Source organism: Aurantimonas sp. DM33-3, assembly GCF_014334315.1.
Taxonomy (GTDB): Bacteria; Pseudomonadota; Alphaproteobacteria; order Rhizobiales; family Rhizobiaceae; genus Aurantimonas; species Aurantimonas coralicida.
The window spans coordinates 26,010-44,677 of sequence record NZ_JACSGS010000011.1 but is presented as its reverse complement, the minus strand read 5'-3'; the positions used below and the strand labels follow the sequence as shown (position 1 = coordinate 44,677).

At 66.7% G+C, this 18,668-nt stretch carries 15 protein-coding genes; 4 read left to right on the top strand and 11 right to left on the bottom strand.

Annotation, left to right across the window (positions count from 1 at the left end):
- Positions 1–71: 71 nt before the first annotated feature.
- From mmsB to H9Q09_RS15105, 4 genes are all read right to left on the bottom strand, one after another.
- The gene (gene mmsB, locus H9Q09_RS15120; protein WP_246716170.1) at positions 72–1,199 is read right to left on the bottom strand and encodes a multiple monosaccharide ABC transporter permease; all 1,128 of its coding nucleotides are present in this window, start codon (positions 1,197–1,199) and stop codon (positions 72–74) included.
- A 76-nt stretch (positions 1,200–1,275) separates the two neighbouring features.
- Entirely contained in the window at positions 1,276–2,826 is a 1,551-nt protein-coding gene (mmsA, locus tag H9Q09_RS15115; RefSeq protein ID WP_024351088.1) for a multiple monosaccharide ABC transporter ATP-binding protein, read from the bottom strand.
- Between the two features lie 155 nt (positions 2,827–2,981).
- Entirely contained in the window at positions 2,982–4,055 is a 1,074-nt protein-coding gene (chvE, locus tag H9Q09_RS15110; RefSeq protein WP_187391716.1) for a multiple monosaccharide ABC transporter substrate-binding protein, read from the bottom strand.
- A gap of 56 nt (positions 4,056–4,111) precedes the next feature.
- Entirely contained in the window at positions 4,112–4,873 is a 762-nt protein-coding gene (locus tag H9Q09_RS15105) for a FadR/GntR family transcriptional regulator (protein WP_024351086.1), read from the bottom strand.
- A 370-nt stretch (positions 4,874–5,243) separates the two neighbouring features.
- On the opposite strand from H9Q09_RS15105, the gene H9Q09_RS15100 reads away from it, so the two are divergent.
- Positions 5,244–5,990, top strand: coding sequence for an SDR family NAD(P)-dependent oxidoreductase (locus H9Q09_RS15100; RefSeq protein WP_187391715.1), 747 nt, complete (start codon positions 5,244–5,246; stop codon positions 5,988–5,990).
- A 38-nt stretch (positions 5,991–6,028) separates the two neighbouring features.
- Complete coding sequence (locus tag H9Q09_RS15095; protein WP_187391714.1) at positions 6,029–6,871, top strand: fumarylacetoacetate hydrolase family protein; 843 nt, start codon at positions 6,029–6,031, stop codon at positions 6,869–6,871.
- 116 nt (positions 6,872–6,987) lie between these two features.
- Here H9Q09_RS15095 and H9Q09_RS15090 read toward each other — a convergent pair whose 3' ends face one another.
- The 4 genes from H9Q09_RS15090 to H9Q09_RS15075 form a co-directional block, all read right to left on the bottom strand.
- Positions 6,988–7,572 (bottom strand): ABC-type transport auxiliary lipoprotein family protein, encoded by a 585-nt coding sequence (locus H9Q09_RS15090; RefSeq protein ID WP_024351083.1) that lies wholly within the window; start codon positions 7,570–7,572, stop codon positions 6,988–6,990.
- 94 nt (positions 7,573–7,666) lie between these two features.
- Complete coding sequence (locus H9Q09_RS15085; RefSeq protein WP_187391713.1) at positions 7,667–9,616, bottom strand: MlaD family protein; 1,950 nt, start codon at positions 9,614–9,616, stop codon at positions 7,667–7,669.
- The gene (locus H9Q09_RS15080) at positions 9,616–10,464 is read right to left on the bottom strand and encodes an ABC transporter ATP-binding protein (protein WP_187391712.1); all 849 of its coding nucleotides are present in this window, start codon (positions 10,462–10,464) and stop codon (positions 9,616–9,618) included. Before H9Q09_RS15080 ends, H9Q09_RS15085 begins: the two co-directional genes overlap by 1 nt.
- Entirely contained in the window at positions 10,445–11,578 is a 1,134-nt protein-coding gene (locus H9Q09_RS15075; protein WP_187391711.1) for an ABC transporter permease, read from the bottom strand. The genes H9Q09_RS15080 and H9Q09_RS15075 overlap by 20 nt, the downstream gene beginning before the upstream one ends.
- 251 nt (positions 11,579–11,829) lie before the next feature.
- On the opposite strand from H9Q09_RS15075, the gene dgcA reads away from it, so the two are divergent.
- Complete coding sequence (gene dgcA, locus H9Q09_RS15070) at positions 11,830–12,810, top strand: N-acetyl-D-Glu racemase DgcA (RefSeq protein WP_187391710.1); 981 nt, start codon at positions 11,830–11,832, stop codon at positions 12,808–12,810.
- A 54-nt stretch (positions 12,811–12,864) separates the two neighbouring features.
- Here dgcA and H9Q09_RS15065 read toward each other — a convergent pair whose 3' ends face one another.
- Both H9Q09_RS15065 and H9Q09_RS15060 read right to left on the bottom strand, forming a co-directional pair.
- A complete protein-coding gene (locus H9Q09_RS15065) occupies positions 12,865–13,893 on the bottom strand; it encodes a glycosyltransferase family 1 protein (RefSeq protein ID WP_187391709.1) in 1,029 nt (342 codons plus the stop codon).
- Position 13,894: 1 nt separating this feature from the next.
- Positions 13,895–14,737 carry a UDP-2,3-diacylglucosamine diphosphatase gene (locus H9Q09_RS15060; RefSeq protein ID WP_187391708.1) on the bottom strand — a complete coding sequence of 281 codons (843 nt, stop codon included), beginning with the start codon at positions 14,735–14,737 and terminating at the stop codon, positions 13,895–13,897.
- 203 nt (positions 14,738–14,940) lie between these two features.
- On the opposite strand from H9Q09_RS15060, the gene H9Q09_RS15055 reads away from it, so the two are divergent.
- Complete coding sequence (locus H9Q09_RS15055) at positions 14,941–17,247, top strand: NADP-dependent malic enzyme (protein ID WP_187391707.1); 2,307 nt, start codon at positions 14,941–14,943, stop codon at positions 17,245–17,247.
- A gap of 39 nt (positions 17,248–17,286) precedes the next feature.
- Here the strand turns inward: H9Q09_RS15055 and gltX are convergent, their stop codons facing one another.
- Complete coding sequence (gltX, locus tag H9Q09_RS15050; RefSeq protein WP_187391706.1) at positions 17,287–18,660, bottom strand: glutamate--tRNA ligase; 1,374 nt, start codon at positions 18,658–18,660, stop codon at positions 17,287–17,289.
- Positions 18,661–18,668: the final 8 nt, after the last annotated feature.

Sequence of the window (18,668 nt, the reverse complement as noted above, 5' to 3'; positions counted from 1 at the left end):
GGAAAGGCTCCCCGTAAGCCGACGGTCGTCAGGCCCGGCCGCAGGCGGTTCTGGTTGGCGGCGCACCCGGGTCACCCCTTGTTCTTGTTGTAGACGTCGAAGATGACGGCGAGCAGCAGGACGAGGCCCTTGATGACCTGCTGGTAGTCGATGCCGATGCCCAGGATCGACATGCCGTTGTTCATCACGCCCATGATGAAGGCGCCGATCACCGCGCCGACGATGGTGCCGACGCCGCCGGACATGGAGGCGCCGCCGATGAAGACCGCGGCGATGACGTCGAGTTCGAAGCCGAGGCCGGCCTTGGGCGTCGCGGTGTTGAGGCGCGCGGCGAAGACGAGGCCGGCCAGCGCCGCCAGCATGCCCATATTGGCGAAGGTCAGGAAGGTCAGCCGCTCGGTCTTGATGCCGGAGAGCTTGGCCGCCTTCTCGTTGCCGCCCAGGGCATAGATGCGCCGGCCGACGGTCGTGCGCGAGGTGACGAAGGAATAGAGCGCGATCAGCAGCGCCATGACGATGAGAACGTTCGGAAAGCCCCGGAAGGTCGCGAGCATCCAGGCCAGATAGAGGATCGCGCCGACGACGATGACGATCCGCGCCGTGAAAAAGGCGAAGGGCTCGTCCTCGCCGCCATGGGCCTGGCTGCGCATGCGTGCGCGCACCGCCAGGAACAGGATCAGCCCGGCCAGCGCCACGCCGAGGGCCAGCGACAACAGGTTGATGTCCTCGCCGCCGAAGAGGTCCGGCAGGAAGCCCGAGGAGATCAGCTGGAAGCCGCGCGGGAACGGCCCGACCGACTGGCCGGCCAGGAGCCAGAGCGTCAGGCCCTTGAAGACCAGCATGCCGGCCAGGGTGACGATGAAGGAGGGAATGCGCCAATAGGCGATCCAGTAGCCCTGCATGGCGCCGATCACCGCGCCGACGAACAGGCAGATGACACCGGCCAGGACATAGTTCATGTCCCAGTTGACGATCATCACGGCGGCGAGCGCGCCGACGAAGCCCAGAACCGAACCCACCGACAGGTCGATGTTGCCCGAGACGATCACCAACAGCATGCCCAGCGCCATGATGATGATGTAGCTGTTCTGCAGGACGAGGTTGGTCAGGTTGATCGGCTTCAGGAGAATGCCGTCGGTCATGATCTGGAAGAAGGCCATGATGACGACGAGCGCGACGAGAATGCCGTATTCGCGCATATGCCGCCGCACGAAGCCCCAGGACGCGCCGGGTGCGGCCCGGTCCTTTTCCAGATCGATCTGTTGCGTCGCCTGATCAGACATCGCTGTTTCCTCGGTTTCGGTGCCCGGCGCGGATGATCATCGCCATGATCTTCTCCTGCGTGGCTTCTGACGTGGGGAGTTCGCCGACGAAGCGGCCTTCGTTCATGACGTAGACGCGGTCGGTGATGCCGAGCAGCTCGGGCATTTCCGACGAGATCACGATGATCGCCTTCCCGCTGGCGGCGAGCTGCGCGATGATCGCGTAGATTTCATATTTGGCGCCGACATCGATGCCGCGCGTCGGCTCGTCGAGGATCAGCACCTCGGGGCCGGCGAACAGCCATTTCGACAGCACCACCTTCTGCTGGTTGCCGCCGGACAGGTTGATCACCTCCTGGCCGATGCTCGAGCTCTTGATGCGGACCCGGTCGCGATAGTCGCGCGCGACGGCCGTCTCCTTCTCGGAATCGAGCACGATGCCGTTGGCGACGCCCGGCAGATTGGCTAGCGGAATGTTGCGCCGGATCGTCTCTTCGAGGACGAGACCGTAGGTCTTGCGATCCTCGGTGACGTAGCAAAGGCCGTTGTCGATCGCCCGCGAGATGGTCGAGACGTCGACCTTGCGGCCGTCGATCTTCACCTCGCCAGAAATGTTGACGCCATAGGCGCGGCCGAACAGGCTCATGGCGAGCTCGGTGCGCCCGGCCCCCATCAGGCCGGCAATGCCGACCACCTCGCCGCGCTTCACATGCAGGCTGACGTCGTCGACCACCTTGCGGTCCGAATGGATCGGGTGATGCGCCGTCCAGTTCGACACTTCCAGCACCGTCTCGCCGATCTTCGGCTCGCGCGGCGGGAAGCGGTCGGTCAGGCTGCGGCCGACCATGTCGCGGATGATGTCGTTCTCGCTGATCGTGCCGGTACCGCAGTCGAGCGTCGAGACGGCGCTGCCGTCGCGCAGCACCGTGATGGTGTCGGCGACCTTGGCGATCTCGTTGAGCTTGTGGGAGATCAGGATCGAGGAAATGCCGCGCGCCTTGAACTCCAGGAGCAGCTTCAGGAGCGCTTCGGAGTCGGTCTCGTTGAGGCTGGAGGTCGGCTCGTCGAGGATCAGGAGCTTGACCTCCTTGGACAGCGCCTTGGCGATCTCCACCAGCTGCTGCTTGCCGAGGCCGATATCGGTGACCAGCGTCGTCGGCGATTCCTTCAGACCGACCTTGGCGAGCAGTTCGCGGGTTCGGGAGAAGGTCTCGTTCCAGTCGATGATGCCGTTCGTCGCCCGCTCGTTGCCGAGGAAGATGTTCTCGGCGATCGACAGGAGCGGCACCAGCGCCAGCTCCTGGTGGATGATGATGATGCCGAGGCGTTCGGAATCGGAAATGCCGGAGAAGCGGCACTCCTCGCCCTGATAGGTGATGGCGCCGTCATAGGAGCCGTGCGGATAGACCCCGGACAGCACCTTCATCAGCGTCGACTTGCCGGCCCCGTTCTCGCCGACAAGGGCGTGGATCTCCCCGGCCTCGACGCTCAGGCTGACATCGTCCAGCGCCTTCACACCCGGGAAGGTCTTGGTGATGTTGCGCATTTCCAGGATGGTCGTCATGGCGGCTCTTCCGGCAGATCGGCAGCCGCGGGCGGCGCCTCGATCCGAATGGATGGGTCACGGCGCTTCGGCCGTCCGTCAGGAAACCGCGGCCGCTCTGGTGAACGGCCACGGCATGGCGAGGGCGGACGCCGGCAGGCGCCCGCCTGATCGCCCTACTTGATCTGGTCTTTGGTGTAGTAACCGCCGCCGACCAGAACCTCTTCCCAGTTCTCCTCGGTGACCAGCACCGGCTTGAGCAGGTAGGACGGCACCACCTTGACGCCGTTGTCGTAGGTCTTGGTGTCGTTGACCTCGGGCTCGTTGCCCTGCAGCACGGCATCGACCATGTTCACGGTCACCTTGGCGAGCTCGCGGGTGTCCTTGAAGATCGTGGAATACTGCTCGCCGCGCAGGATCGCCTTGACCGAGGGGACCTCGGCGTCCTGACCGGAGACGATCGGCATCTTCTGGTCGCCCGAGCCGTAGCCGACGCCCTTCAGCGAAGAGATGATGCCGATGGACAGGCCGTCATAGGGCGACAGCACGCCATGCAGCTGCTGGTCGGTGTAATTGGCCGACAGGAGGTTATCCATGCGGGCCTGCGCCACCGCGCCGTCCCAGCGCAGGGTGCCGACCGTGTCCATGCCCATCTGGCCGGAGACGATCTTGACCTTGCCCTCGTCGATCAGCGGCTGCAGCACGCTCATGCCGCCGTCGTAGAAGAAGTAGGCGTTGTTGTCGTCCGGCGAGCCGCCGAACAGCTCGACGTTCCAGGCCTCGGCGTCGGGGAAGCGCTGCTCCAGCCCGGCGACGAGGGACTCGGCCTGCTGCACGCCGACCTGATAATTGTCGAAGGTGGCGTAATAGTCGACATTCTCGCTGTCGCGGATCAGGCGGTCATAGGCGATCACCGGAATGTCCATCGCCGCGGCATTGGCCAGAACGTTGGAGAGCGTCGTGCCGTCGATCGACGCGATGACCAGCGCGTCGACGCCCTTGGTCACCATGTTCTCGATCTGGGCGAGCTGGTTGGGAATGTCGTCCTCGGCATATTGCAGGTCGGTGGCGTAGCCGGCCGCCTCGAACTGCTTGACCATGTTGTCGCCGTCGGCGATCCAGCGGGCCGAGGATTTCGTCGGCATGGAGATGCCCACGGTGCCCTTGTCCTGCGCGCTCGCACCGAGCGGCACCGACAGCGCCATGACCGTCGCGGCAAGCCCCGCGATCAGTGTCTTCGTCACGTTCATGATTGTCCTCCCTGGACCTTGGTTCGGCGCATGACGCGCCCTCTGCAATGCTCCCGTCACGGCGCGGACCTTGCGCCGTGATCCCGTTCGCGGTTGCCGGCATCGGTATCGCCGGCCTCGCCCGCATCGTCGCCCCGGCTGCCGTCATCGGCGTAGAGGGCGAGGATGACGTCGTTGAAGGCACTCTCGATGAGCCTTCGCATGAACAGTTCCGCCGCTTCCCGGTCGCCGGCGAGGATGGCGTCCATCACCCGGCCATGCTGGCGTAGCGTCTCCTCCTGCGGGTTCTGCCGCCAGGACAGGGAGAAGGAGATCGACAGGCTGCGCTCGATCATCGCGCCGAGCGACACCAGCATGGGGTTTCCGGTCGCCTCGAGGATGACCCGGTGAAAGGCGAGATCGGCGGCGATCAGCTCCGGCGAGCCGCGCGGGTTCTCGCGCATGCCGGCCATTGCCGCCTGGAGCCGCGCCGCCTGCTCCGGCGAGATCCGGTCGCAGGCGAGCCGCGCCGCCTGGGGCTCGTTGATCAGCCGCATCTCGTAGAGCGACTCGATGAAGGGGCGCCGGATCGCGGCGGTCAGGTGCCAGCCCATCACGTCCGGGTCGAGCATGTTCCACTCGATCCGCTCGCGCACCCGCGTGCCGACCTTCGGACCGACGCTGACCAGCCCCTTGGCGACCAGATGGCGGACGGCCTCGCGCACCACGGTCCGCGAGACTCCGTATTGCGTCTGCAACTCCTTTTCGGTCGGCAGTGCCTCGCCGCAGGCCAGGCGGCCGGACGCGATCCGGCGGCCGAACGTGGCCGCTAGGCTCATGGTGCGGCTGGCCCGCTCTCCATGCATCGTCCGCGCATTCGCCTGAAGCACCTTGCCGAGCCTCCCCTCTCTGCAATGGTCGGATGATTGCGTGAAGTACCGTCCGGAGGCAACCGCAAATTGCTTCGACTATGGTCTATAGTCGTACCTTACCCTGAAGGACGTTGATACGTGCCCGCCGACGCTGCCGCTGGACGCGCGACGCCGCGATCGCATCCCGATCGAGCGATCCCGTCGGCGGATCAACGTATACATTGCAACCGCCGGGTGGATATGGCATCCCGGCGGGAACGCGATGGCGGCGAAGCCGCGGGGACCGGCTCGGCGGGACGGTGCGAACGGCCATCGGCGCGACTTCTGGGGGGATGTCATGAACAAAATCGATCTCGAAGGCCGCATCGCTGTCATCACCGGCGGGGCGCGCGGCATCGGCTATGCCACGGCCGAGCGCATCATCGAGAGCGGTGGATCCGTCGTCCTCTGGGACATCGACGGCGCGGCGGTCGACAAGGCGGTCGCGGATCTGGGCGCGCGCGCCAGCGGCACGGCCGTCGAACTGACCGACGAGGCGGCCGTCGCCGCTGCCACGCGGCAGGCGATGGACGCCGCCGGCAAGATCGACATCCTGGTCAACAATGCCGGGATCACCGGCGGCAACGGCAAGACCTGGGACCTGGCGCCGGACGTCTGGCGCAAGACCATCGAGGTCAACCTGATCGCGCCGTACATCACCAGCCGGGCGATCGTGCCGCTGATGATGGACGCCGGCTACGGCCGGATCATCAACGTCGCCTCCATCGCCGGCAAGGAAGGCAATCCCAACGCCTCGCATTATTCCGCGTCCAAGGCCGGCCTGATCGGGCTGACCAAGTCACTCGGCAAGGAGCTCGCCGGCACCGGCGTCCTCGTCAACTGCATCACCCCGGCCGCCGCGCGCACCTCGATCTTCGACCAGATGAGTCAGGAGCATATCGACTTCATGCTGTCGAAGATCCCGCTGCAGCGCTTTCTCGAGCCAGCCGAGGTCGCCGCGATGATCGCCTGGCTTGCTTCGGAAGACTGTTCCTTCACCACCGGTGCGGTGTTCGACATTTCCGGCGGCCGCGCCGTCTACTGATCCCTCCCCAACCCATCGACACAATGCGAAAGGACGCCATGAAACTCGTTCGCTACGGCCCTGCGGGCCAGGAAAAACCCGGCATGATCGACGCCGACGGCCAGCTGCGCGATCTCTCCGGCCAGGTCGCCGACATCTCCGGCGATATCCTGTCCGACGCCGGCATCGCCAGGCTCGCCGCGCTCGATCCGGCCTCACTGCCGGCGGTCGACGGTTCGCCGCGCTTCGGCCCCTGCGTCGGACAGACCAGCAAGATCCTGTGCATCGGACTGAACTATTCCGACCATGCCGCCGAGACCGGCGCCGAGCCGCCAACGGAGCCGATCGTCTTCGCCAAGGCGCTCAACGCGCTGTGCGGCCCGAATGACGACGTCGAGATGCCGCGCAACTCCGAGGCCCTAGACTGGGAGGTCGAGCTGGCCGTCATCATCGGCACCAAGGCGAAATACGTCTCGGAAGCCGACGCGATGAACCATGTCGCCGGCTTCGCGGTGATGAACGACGTCTCCGAGCGCGACTTCCAGACCAAGCGCCAGGGTCAGTGGACCAAGGGCAAGAGCCACGACACCTTCGGCCCGCTCGGCCCCTGGCTGGTGACGCGCGACGCGGTCGCCGACCCGCACAACCTCTCCATGTGGCTCGACGTCAATGGCGAGCGCCGCCAGACGGGCAACACCAACACGCTGATCTTCAACGTGCCGCATGTGGTGTCGTACCTATCGCAGTTCATGACGCTGATGCCGGGCGACGTCATCTCCACCGGCACGCCTCCGGGTGTCGCCATGGGCATGAAGCCGCCGCAGTATCTGAAGGTCGGGGACGTCATGACGCTCGGCATCGAGGGTCTGGGCGAGCAGAAGCAGACCGTCATCGCCGCCTGACCGCCCATGCACTGACACCGAAAGGCCTCCGTCGCGATCCGCGGCGGAGGCCTTTTGCATTCGGGCTGTGAAATGCGGCCGCTGGCGCGGCTAACGCGCGGCCGGTGCTTTTCGAGCTAGACGAGCTGGATCGTCCAGGTGACGATCTCGGCCGAGACCTGTTCGAACGCCTTGTCCAGCGCCGCGACGAAGGCCGGGTTGCCGGCGCCGTTGACGGGGGCCTGGGCATTGAAGATGCGGGTGCGCACGACGGTGCCGTTGCGGTCGTTCAGCACCTTCACCGAGATCTGCACCTCGGCGGTCGGCGCCCCGGTGACGTCCACCTCGAAGCGGCGGATCTCCATCACCAGCTGGTAGTCGATCGCCAGCCCCTGCCCCGGCACGCCGATGGCGCCGATCGAACCGGTGTTCTCGAAGGCCTGCAGCAGGCGCAGCTGGACGAGCCGCGGCAGGCGGTCGCTCCACTGGCTGTCGCCGAGGAACTGGATCGAATTGGGCGACGGCTTGACGATGATCCGCTTGCTGTCGATCGTCTCGAGCGCGGTCGGCTCCGGAATGAGGAGCTGGCGCCGGGACTTGCCCTCGCGCACCTCGCTGAATGGCGGCGGCGAGATCTCGTAGGTGTCCGGCGGGGTCGACGCGCAGGCCGAAAGTCCGAGCGCCAGAAGCGCGACAAAGCTCGATTTCAGTGCTGCGCGCATAAAATTGGTACACCTTGACCCGGTCGCCGACAGCCCCGGTTGCTTGCATCCGCAACCCGGCCTGTCAACGAAAGCTTTCGTTTACCCACAGCCGCTAGCGGCGGGTGCGGCCGTCATACTGCTTCACATCCTCGCCGCCGTAGATCAGCCGGCTCGGATTGGTCGTGAAGTCCTCGACGGCACTGTCGATGCGATCGACCGTGCGATTGACGTTGCTGATCAGCCCCCGCACCTCGCGCAGGCCCTCGCCGGAGAAGCGCTGGAGATTGGCCGAGATCGGCGTCACCTGGGTCTGGATCGAATCCGCCGCCCCGCGCACCGAGCGCAGTGCCCGGGCCAGATCGACGCCCAGGCTGGTGCCGTCGCCGGCGCCCGCGAGCACCCGGTTGACCGACTTCACGACGCTGTCGATGCGACCCGAGGCGGCCGAGAGCTGCTCGCTGGTCGTCTTGGCGTTGGTGATGATCGCGTCGATGTCCTCGCGCCGGGCGCCGACATCATTGGCAACCTTGGCGATGGAATCGGCCGCGGCGGCGACATTGCCGGTGGCGGCGGAGACGTTCTCGACCGCCGTGTTGACCTTGCCCGGATCGATCGAGGCGAGCAGCGTGTCGAACTGGGTCCGCGTCTCGGTGAAGCCGGTCAGCGTCGTGTCCAGCGTCTGCACCGTGCGGTCGACGCCGTCGATGATCGACTGGATCTGCTCGGTCTTGCCGCTGACGGCGCCTGTCACCCGCTGGACGTCGCCGATGGCCTGATTGACCGTGGCGGAATCGACCGAACCGATGAGCGCATTCGCCGAGGCGACGGCCTCGTTGAAGCCGGTGCTCGCCTGGGTGATGTTGTCGGTGATCGGGCCGAGGCTCGCCAGCAGCTTGTCCACGTCTTCGCTGCGCTCGACGATGGTGGTGGTGATCCGGTTGACGTTCTGCGCGGCGTTCGACGCGCCGGCGATCGCCGAATTGATCGCTTCCTTCTGGGCGCCGATGGTCTCGGCCAGCGAGGAGACGTTCTCGGCCGCCGAGGAAATGCCCTCGATGGTCTTGGACACCTGCGCCGGGTCGATCGCCGCGACGACCGTGTTGGCCGATTGCAGCGTCGTGTCGAGCCGGTCGGCCACCGCCGTTGCCTTCTCGGCCAGCGGACCGAGATTGCTGACGAAGCTGTCGATGCCGGTGGTGTTGCGGCGGATCACGTCGCCGACCTCGCCGACGCTGTCGGCAGCCGTCTGCACCGAGGCGAAGATGCTGTCGAGATTGTCCGACTGGGCGCGCAGCGTGTCGGAGACGGCGGCGACATTGTCGACCACCGTGGTGACCGACGCCGGGTCGACCGCGTCGAGAATGTTCTTGGCTTGCTGGATGGCGCCCGGCAGCTCTTCAGCCACCGTGTTCGCCGAACTCGACAACTGGCTGAGGCTGGTGAGGAAATTGTCGATGTCGTCGGAATTCTCGGCAAGGCTCGCCGTGAAGGTCTCGATGTTGCGAGAGGTCTGGGCGACGTTCTCGACGGTCGTCTCGACCGACGGTCCGACGGTGCCCACGAGGCTCTCGAACTGGCCGAGAATGCTGTTGGCGCGGTCGGCGATGTCGCGCGCCGTCGCCAGGATGTCGGTGACGTCGGACGGATTGGCCTTGATGACGGGGACGGTCCCCTGCTCCGCGGCTTCGCCGATGATGTCGGCCTCGTCGGCCTGGCCGCCCTTCAGCTCGACGAAGGCGGCGCCGGTGAGGCCCTGGAAGCCGATATTGGCCTGGGTCGATGCCTTGATCGGCAGGTCGGGATCGACCTCGGTGGTCGCGATGACGACTTCGGGATTGTTGGAATCCAGCCGCAGCGCCTTCACCGAGCCGACCGGCAGGCCGTTGAACAGCACCTGGCTGCCCTGCTGCAGGCCGGTGACCGAGCCCTCGATGCGCACCAAAAGCCGCACGCGTTCGCTGCCGCTGGTGGCGAAGATCGCCCAGTAGACGAAGCCGAAGGACAGGGCGATGACCAGCATCGTGAACAGCCCCACCCGGACGTAATTGGCTTTGGTTTCCATCAGGCGGCTCCCACGGGGGCATTGGCGGTTTGGGTCGGCTGGACGATCGTGCGGGCGCGCTTGCCACGGAAATACGAATGCACCCAGGGATGGTCGAATTCCAGCATCATCGACAGCGGCCCTTCGACCAGCACCTTGCGTTCGCCGAGGACGGCGATCCGGTCGCAGGCCTGGAACAGGCTGTCGAGGTCGTGGGTCACCATGTAGACGGTGAGGCCCAGCGTATCGCGCAGGGTCATGATCAGCTGGTCGAAATCGGCGGCGCCGATCGGATCGAGACCGGAGGTCGGCTCGTCGAGAAAGACGATGTCGGGGTCGAGCGCCAGCGCCCGGGCCAGCGCCGCACGCTTGATCATGCCGCCCGACAGCTCGGACGGGAACTTGTCGGCCGCGTCCGGCGCAAGGCCGACGAGGTCGATCTTCAGCCGCGCCAGCTCTTCCATCAGGCCGGGCGACAGGTCGAGATATTCGCGCATCGGGACCTGGATGTTCTCCAGCACGGTCAGCGACGAGAACAGCGCACCGTGCTGGAACAAGACGCCCCAGCGACGCTCCACGGCCAGTCGCTCGGCGTCGTCGGCCCGCTCGTAGTCCGTGCCGAGGATCTCGATCGTGCCGGCCTGCTTGGGGTTCAGCCCGAGGATGGTGCGCAGCAGGACCGACTTGCCGGCGCCCGACGGCCCGACGAAGCCGAGGATCTCGCCGCGTCGCACGTCGAGGTCGAGATTGTCGAGAATGGTCTTCTCGCCGAAACTCACGGTCACGCCGGTGGCGCGGATGATGACGTCGTCATCGTCCGGCGTGGCGCGTCCGTTGGGCGAAGGCCTATCAGAGTCCAATGGATGCATAGAAAATCGCGAACAGGCCATCCATCAGGATGACGAGGAAAATGGATTTGACGACGGATGCGGTGACGCGCAGGCCGAGGCTTTCGGCGCTGCCGCCGACCTTCATGCCCTCGGCCGAGGCGATCAGGCCGATCATCACCGCCATGAAGGGCGCCTTGATGACGCCGGAGAACACGGTGAACATGTCGACCGAGTATTGCACGCCCTGGCCGAAGCTGGCGAAGCTGATCCCCGAATACATGTTCAGCGTCAGCATCGCGCCGAGAAGGCCCGCCAGATTGGCAATGAAAGCCAGAAGCGGCAGCACGATGACCAGCGCCACGAGGCGCGGAAACACCAGGACGCCGATCGGGTTGAGGCCGATAACGTGCAGCGCGTCGATCTCCTCGCGCATCTTCATCGAACCGATCTCGGCGGTGATGGCGCTGCCGGAGCGGCCGGCGATCATGATCGCGGTCAAAAGCACGCCGATCTCGCGCAGGATGAGGATCGCGGCGAGATTGACGGCGTAGAGCTCGCCGCCGAAGCGGCGCAGCTGGAAGGCGCCCTGCTGGGCGATGATGGCGCCGATGAGGAAGCTCATCAGGAAGATGATCGGCACCGCGCGCAGACCCATCTGCTCGACCTGCGCGAAGATCGCGGCAGGGCGGATCTGGGTCTTGCCGGTCAGGCGCTGCACGCCGCCGACCATCGCGCCGCCGATGATGTTCAGGGCGACGACCATCTCGTCCTTCACCGCAACCGATCCACGGCCTGTGGCCGCGACGAGGTCGACGATGCGGTTGGTCTTTCGCTTCTCCGGCTGCGGCCGTTCCCGGTCGAGCGCCTTGCGCACGACGTCGAAGAGCGGCTGGTCGCGATCGCTGACCGCCTCCAGCCGGACGTCCCGGCCGTTCGCCTCGAGGTCGCGGACGAGCTTTTCCAGGAGCAGCGCGCCGGCCGTATCGATCCGCGCGACGTCGCCGCAATCGACGACGATCTGCCGGCCGAGATCGGCCGCGCCGGCTTCGGCAACGGTGTCCTCGACCGAGCCGACGGTGCGCGCCAGCCAGTCGCCCGACGCCCGCAGCACGAGCCCGCCGTCACGCTTCTCGCCTTCGAGAGCAGGCGCCACCGTGGAACGGCGACCTCCGGCCGGACCGGAGGATGGGGCTACGGAGCCATCAAGCATCGATATGCGACATCACTCCCTTGGAAGAACCTGCTCGAGGACCATGTCAGCGCCACAGGCGGGCACCACACTTGACGCGGTGCCGATTCGCGGCGACGCAGAGCCGGGGCCTATCTGGCACCACCTTTAGGCGTCCAGTCACGTCTTGTCATGGAATGACCGCCGCAGCGGCGGCCGTTGAGGATGTTTTCACCATGCCGCGTCGTCTTTCAGTCACAGTCGAACATTTCCCGCTGGCGCAGGAGTTCCGAATTGCCCGCGGCGCCAAGACCGAGGCGGTGGTCGTGACGACTCAGATCGGCGACGAGTTCGGCGAGGGACGCGGCGAATGCGTGCCCTATGCGCGCTATGGTGAGAGCATCGACAGTGTCCGCGAACAGATCGAGGAGGTGCGCGCGGCGATCGAGGCCGGCGCGTCGCGCGAACGGATCGGCGAGCTGCTCCCGGCGGGCGCCGCCCGCAACGCGGTCGACTGCGCCCTGTGGGACCTGGAAGCCAAGTCGAACAGCCGGAGAGCCGCGTCGATCATCTGCGGCAGCGCCCCGGGCCCGGTGGAAACCGCCTATACGATCGGGCTCGGCGATGCCGACAGCATGGGCGCCGCCGCCCGCGTCGCCAACCGCTCGCTGTTGAAGGTGAAGGTCGGCACGGACAACGATATCGGCCGCATCCGGGCCGTTCATGCCGCCTCGCGCCACTCGAAGCTGATCCTCGACGCCAATGAGGGCTGGAGCGCCGACAATATCCGCGAGCACATGCTGGCGGCGGCCGCCGCCAACGCCGTCCTCGTCGAGCAGCCCCTGCCGGCCGGTGACGACGCCATCCTCGCCGACATTCCGCATCCGGTGCCGATCTGCGCCGATGAATCGGTGCACACGGCGGATGATCTGGACAAGCTGGTCGGGCGCTACGACTTCGTGAACGTCAAGCTCGACAAGTCCGGCGGCCTGACCGAGGGCCTGCGGCTGGTTGAGCGCGCCCACGAGATGGGGTTCGGCGTGATGATCGGCTGCATGGTCGGCACCTCGCTGGCGATGGCGCCGGCGGTGCTACTTGCACAGGTAGCCGAGTTCGTCGATCTCGACGGCCCCCTGCTCCTGGCCAAGGACCGCAGCGGCGGCCTCGTCTATACGGATGCCACCGTCTCGCCGCCGAGTGCGAAGCTCTGGGGCTAGCCGATTTGTCTCTGCCGGGGTGATGCTGCGCATTCGGCGCTGGCGCCGAAGCGGTCAGCCGGCGAGCTGAAGCTCAGGCTGCACCTGCAGAGCCTCGGTCGCCGACAGGAAGATGTCGGCGCAGGCTTCCCAGCTATAGGCCAGCGAGCGCTCCAGCGCGTCGGCCCGCTCCAGCGTCAGCGCGGCAAGGCACGCCTCGCGCAGATCTGAGGAGATGCAGCCGGCCTCCGTATCCCCGACGACATCCAGCGGTCCGGGCTCCGGATAGGCCGCCACCGGTACGCCGCAGGCCAGTGCCTCGATGAGCACGATGCCGAACGTGTCGGTGAGCGAAGGAAACACGAAGACGTCGGCAGCGGCGTAATAGCGGCTCAGTGCCTCCCCGGTCTGGCTGCCGGCGAAATGCACGTCCGGGTAGCGCCGGCGCAGTTCGGGCAGCATCGGCCCGTCGCCAACGACCACCTTGGAGCCCGGCAGGTCGAGGTCGAGAAACGCCTCGATGTTCTTTTCCGGCGCGACCCGCGAGGCGGTGAGGAAGATCGGTCCCGGCAGTCCGAGATCGACCTTCGGCTGCGGCCGGAACAGGCTGCGGTCGACGCCGCGGGTCCAGGTCACCAGATTGGCGAAGCCGAGCCCTGCCAGCGTCTGGCGCATCGATTCGGTCGGCACCAGGCAAGCGGTGGCAGGCGCATGGAAACGCCGCAGCAGCGCGTAGGTCAGGTTCTCCGGGATCGGCGCCCGCTTGCTGAGATATTCGGGAAACCGCGTGTGGAAGCTCGTGGTGAAGGGACGGCCGGCCCGCAGCGCCGCCCGGCGCGCCGCATAGCCGATCGGGCCTTCCGTGGCGATGTGAATGACGTCCGGCTGATAGTCGCGGATGATGCGGCCGAGCGCATCGGCCGATGCCAGTGCCAGCCGGATTTCCGGATAGGTCGGACAGGCGACGGTGCGAAAGTCGGCGGGGCCGACGATGCGCACGCCCCTTCCCCGGCCGCGAAGCTCCTGGGCGAGACTCGACAGGGTGCGCACGACGCCGTTGACCTGCGGCTCCCAGGCGTCGGTGGCGATCAGGATGCGGGTCATGTCAGGCCGCCTCGACGCGGGCCGCATCCGGCTCGGCGGCCTCGCGCTCGAAGGCCGTCTCGGGCGCCGTGGAGCGCTCGCCGGCCAGATGCGCCCAGTGGATGAGCTCGAAGGAGCCATCATGGCGCTCGGCCACGGCGGTGCAGCTTTCGACCCAGTCGCCGGTATTCACATATTCGACCGCGCCGTGGCGGGTCATCTGGGCATGGTGGATATGGCCGCAGATGACGCCGTCGCAGCCGTGCCGGGCCGCCTCGTCGGCCAGCGCCGTCTCGAAGGCGCCGATGAAGTTGACGGCGTTCTTCACCTTCAGCTTGGCCCATTGCGAGATCGACCAGTAGGGAAAGCCGAGCCGGCGGCGGACATAGTTGAAGACGACATTGATCGAGATCGCCATGTCGTAGGCCCAGTCCCCGAGATAGGCGAGCAGCCGGGCGTTGCGGACCACCACGTCGAATTCGTCGCCATGCATCACCAGGAAGCGGCGACCGTCGGCAGTGGTGTGGATGTCCGTGCGCTTGACCTCGACGCCGCCGAAATGATGGCCGGGAAAATCGCGCAGGAACTCGTCGTGATTGCCGGGCACATAGACGATGCGGGCGCCCTTGCGCGCCTTGCGCAGCAGCTTCTGCACCACGTCGTTATGGGCCTGCGGCCAGTGCCAGGAGCGCTTCAGCCGCCAGCCGTCGATGATGTCGCCGACGAGATAGATCGTCTCGGCATCGTGCAGACGCAGGAAGTCGACCAGCATCTCGGCCTGGGCCGCCTTGGAGCCCAGATGCACGTCGGACAGGAACAATGTCCGGAGATGCCGCGCCGTCGTCAGCTTGTGCATGGTCGCCATCCCGTGCCTTGCCCCGGTTAAAGCCTTTGCGTTGCTTGGGAAATGCACGATTCTGATTGCAGTCGTGTGACGCTCCGGCAGCTCGCTTCCGGCGGTGGACGAGCGGCGTGGTCCGGTTGCCTGCCGGGATCGATACGTTAGAAGAAGCGCGACACGTCGCCGCCGCCATCATCGCGCGGCGACGCCGGGATGGAGGAGCAGGAATGTCCGAACAGGAAACCGCCAAGGATCGGCCGAACATGGGCGATCTCGACGAACAGGCCCTCTTCTATCACCGCTATCCCAAGCCCGGAAAACTGGCGATCCAGGCGACCAAGACCCTGGGCAATCAGCGCGATCTGGCGCTGGCCTATTCGCCGGGCGTCGCCGCGCCGTGCCTTGCCATCGAGGCCGATCCGTCGCTGGCGGCGATCTATACCAGCCGCGCCAATCTCGTCGGCGTGGTCTCCAACGGCACCGCCGTCCTCGGTCTCGGCGACATCGGTCCCCTCGCCTCCAAGCCGGTGATGGAAGGCAAGGCGGTCCTGTTCAAGAAATTCGCCGACATCGACGTCTTCGACATCGAGATCGACGCCCACGAGATCGACCATATCTGCGACGTCGTCGCGGCGATGGAGCCGACCTTCGGCGGCATCAACCTCGAGGACATCAAGGCGCCGGAATGTTTCGAGGTCGAGTCGCGGCTGCGCGAACGCATGGCGATCCCGGTCTTCCACGACGACCAGCACGGCACCGCGATCATCGTGGCGGCGGCGATCCGCAATGGCCTGATGCTGGCCGGCAAGTCGCTGGAGAACGCCAAGATCGTCACCTCCGGCGCGGGCGCGGCGGCGATCGCCTGCCTTAACCTCCTCGTCGAGCTCGGCGCCAAGCGCGAGAACATCACCTGCACCGACATCGAGGGCGTGGTCTATGAAGGCCGCGAGAAGCGGATGGACCGCTGGATGGCGGTCTATGCCAAGAAGACCGACAAGCGGACCCTCGCCGAGGTCATCGACGGGGCCGACGTCTTTCTCGGCCTGTCGGCCGGCGGCGTCCTGAAGCCCGAGCTCCTGGAGAAGATGGCCGCCAAGCCGATGATCATGGCATTGGCCAATCCGAAGCCGGAGATCATGCCGGATCTGGCCAAGCAGGTGCGGCCCGACGCGATGATCTGCACCGGGCGCTCGGACTTCCCGAACCAGGTCAACAACGTCCTGTGCTTCCCCTACATCTTCCGCGGCGCGCTGGACTCCGGTGCCACCGGCATCACCGAGGGCATGAAGACCGCCGCCGTCGACGCCATCGCGGCGCTGGCCCGCGAGGAGGTCTCCGAGGTCGCGGCCAAGGCCTATGGCTCGGACACGCCGGTCTTCGGGCCGGACTATCTGATCCCTGCCCCCTTCGACCCGCGGCTGATCCTGAAGATCGCCCCGGCCGTCGCCAGGGCCGCCGAGGCCGACGGCGTCGCGGCGCGGCCGATCGAGGACATGCCGGCCTATCTCGACCGGCTGAACCGCTTCGTCTTCCGCTCCGGCCTGATCATGAAGCCGATCTTCCGCATCGCGACGGATTCCGGCAAGCGGGTGATCTTCTCCGACGGCGAGGACGAGCGGGTGCTGCGGGCCGCGCAGGTGCTTCTGGAAGAAAAGATCTGCGCCCCGATCCTGATCGGCCGTCCCGGCGTCATCGCCGCCCGGCTCGAGCGCTACGGCCTGCGGATCCGGCCGAACGAGGATTTCGAGGTCATCAATCCCGAGGACGATCCGCGCTACCGGGACTATGTCGACCATTATTTCTCGAAGGTCGGCCGCAAGGGCGTCAACCCGGACACCGCCCGCACGATCGTGCGCACCAACACCACGGTGATCGGTGCCGTCGCGGTGTCGCGGGGCGAGGCCGACGCGCTGGTCTGCGGGCTGGAAGGACGCTTCCCGCACCATGTCCGCGACATCAGCCAGGTCGTCGGCGTGCGCAACGAAGTGCACAAATTCGCCGCCATGAGCCTCCTGATCTCGCAGGAGGACACCAAGTTCTTCCTCGACACCTATGTCCAGCGCGACCCGTCGGCGGAGGATCTGGTGGAGATGACGCTTCTGGCGGCGGCCGAGATGCGCCGCTTCGGCATCGAGCCGAAGGTCGCCCTCGTCTCGCATTCCAATTTCGGCTCCGACGACACCAGCGCGACCCGCAAGATGCGCGACGCCGTGAAGATGCTGAAGGCGCGCGCACCGGAGCTGGAGGTCGACGGTGAGATGCATGGCGATTCGGCGCTGAACACGACGATGCGCGAGCGCACCATGCCGCAGTCGACGCTGAAGGGCGAAGCCAACCTCCTGGTCTTCCCGAATATCGACGCCGCCAACATCACGCTCAACGTGGTCAAGGAGATGACCGGCGCCCTGCATGTCGGGCCGATCCTGCTCGGCGTCTCGTCGCCGGCCCATGTGATGACGCCGTCGGTGACCTCGCGCGGCGTGGTCAACATGGCCGCCATCGCCACCGCCCAGGCGGTGCAGCTCAGCGACTGATCAGGAGAGCGCCCGGCAGAGACCCTGCCGGGCGCTCGCTTAACCGAGGCGCGCCAGCGTGCGCTGCCGGCCGATCAGCGGCAGAAGGGCGGCGAGTTCCGGCCCGTGGTCGCGACCGGTCAGCGCCAGGCGCAGCGGCATGAACAGGGCCTTGCCCTTGCGCCCGGTCGCCTGCTTCAGGGCGCCGGTCCATTCGCGCCAGGTCTCGGGGCCGAAGGCGCCTTCCGGCAGGCTGTCGCGCGCCGCCGTCACGAACTGCCGGTCCTCGTCGGAGAGCTCCGGCGTCCGGTCGAGATCGCCGAAGGCCACCTCGACCCATTCCGCCGCATCGGCGACACGCGCGCAGTTGGCCCGCACCGTCAGCCAGAACGCCTCGCCGTCTTCCGACGGTACGCCCATCGCCGCGAGCCGGTCCGCGACATCGGCGTAGGGCATGGCATGGACGAGATCGGCGTTGAGTCGGTCGAGCTCGGACGGATCGAATTTCGACGCCGATTGCGAGCTGCCCTCGAACTGCATCCGCTCGGCCAGCGCCGCCAGATCCGGCATGGCGTCGATGGCGCCCGGCAGGCCGACCAGCACCGCGAGGGACGCGACGGCCATGGGTTCGAGGCCGGCTTCGCGCAGCGAGACCAGCGACAGCGCGCCGGAACGCTTCGACAGCCCCTCGCCCGAAATCGTGGTCAGCAGATTGTGGTGGCCGAAGACCGGCGGCGTCAGGCCCAGCGCCTGGAAGATGGCGATCTGGACGCCGGTATTGGTGACGTGGTCGTCGCCCCGGATGACATGGGTCACGCCGACATCGCCGTCGTCGACGATGGACGGCAGGGTGTAGAGATAGCTGCCGTCGCCGCGTATCAGCACCGGGTCCGACAGCGAGGCGAGATCGACGGTCTGGGGACCGCGTACGAGATCGTCCCAATGGATCTCGGTGCGCTGGGGCTGCAGCGGATCGTCGGCGAAGTTCGGCAGCAGGAACCGCCAATGCGGCTTGCGCCCCTCGGCCTCCAGTGCCTGCCGCTCGTCGTCGGACAGGCGCCACGCCTCGCGGCCATAGACCGGCGGCAAATTGCGCGCGGCCAGCCGCTTGCGCTTGCGGTCGAGTTCGTCCGGCGTCTCGTAGCAGGGATAGAGCAGGCCTGCCGCCTTCAGCTGCTCGGCGGCGGCGTCGTAAAGCGCCAGGCGGTCGGACTGGCGGATGACGCGATCGGGCGCCACGCCGATCCAGGCGAGATCGACGGCGATCTGGTCGGCGAATTCGGTGCGCGAGCGCTCCTTGTCGGTGTCGTCGAAGCGCAGCACGAAGCGACCGCCCTGCCGCTGGGCGAACAGCCAGTTGAACAGCGCGGTGCGCAGATTGCCGATATGCAGATGCCCGGTGGGCGACGGCGCGAAGCGGACGGTGACGGTCATGGCCTCGA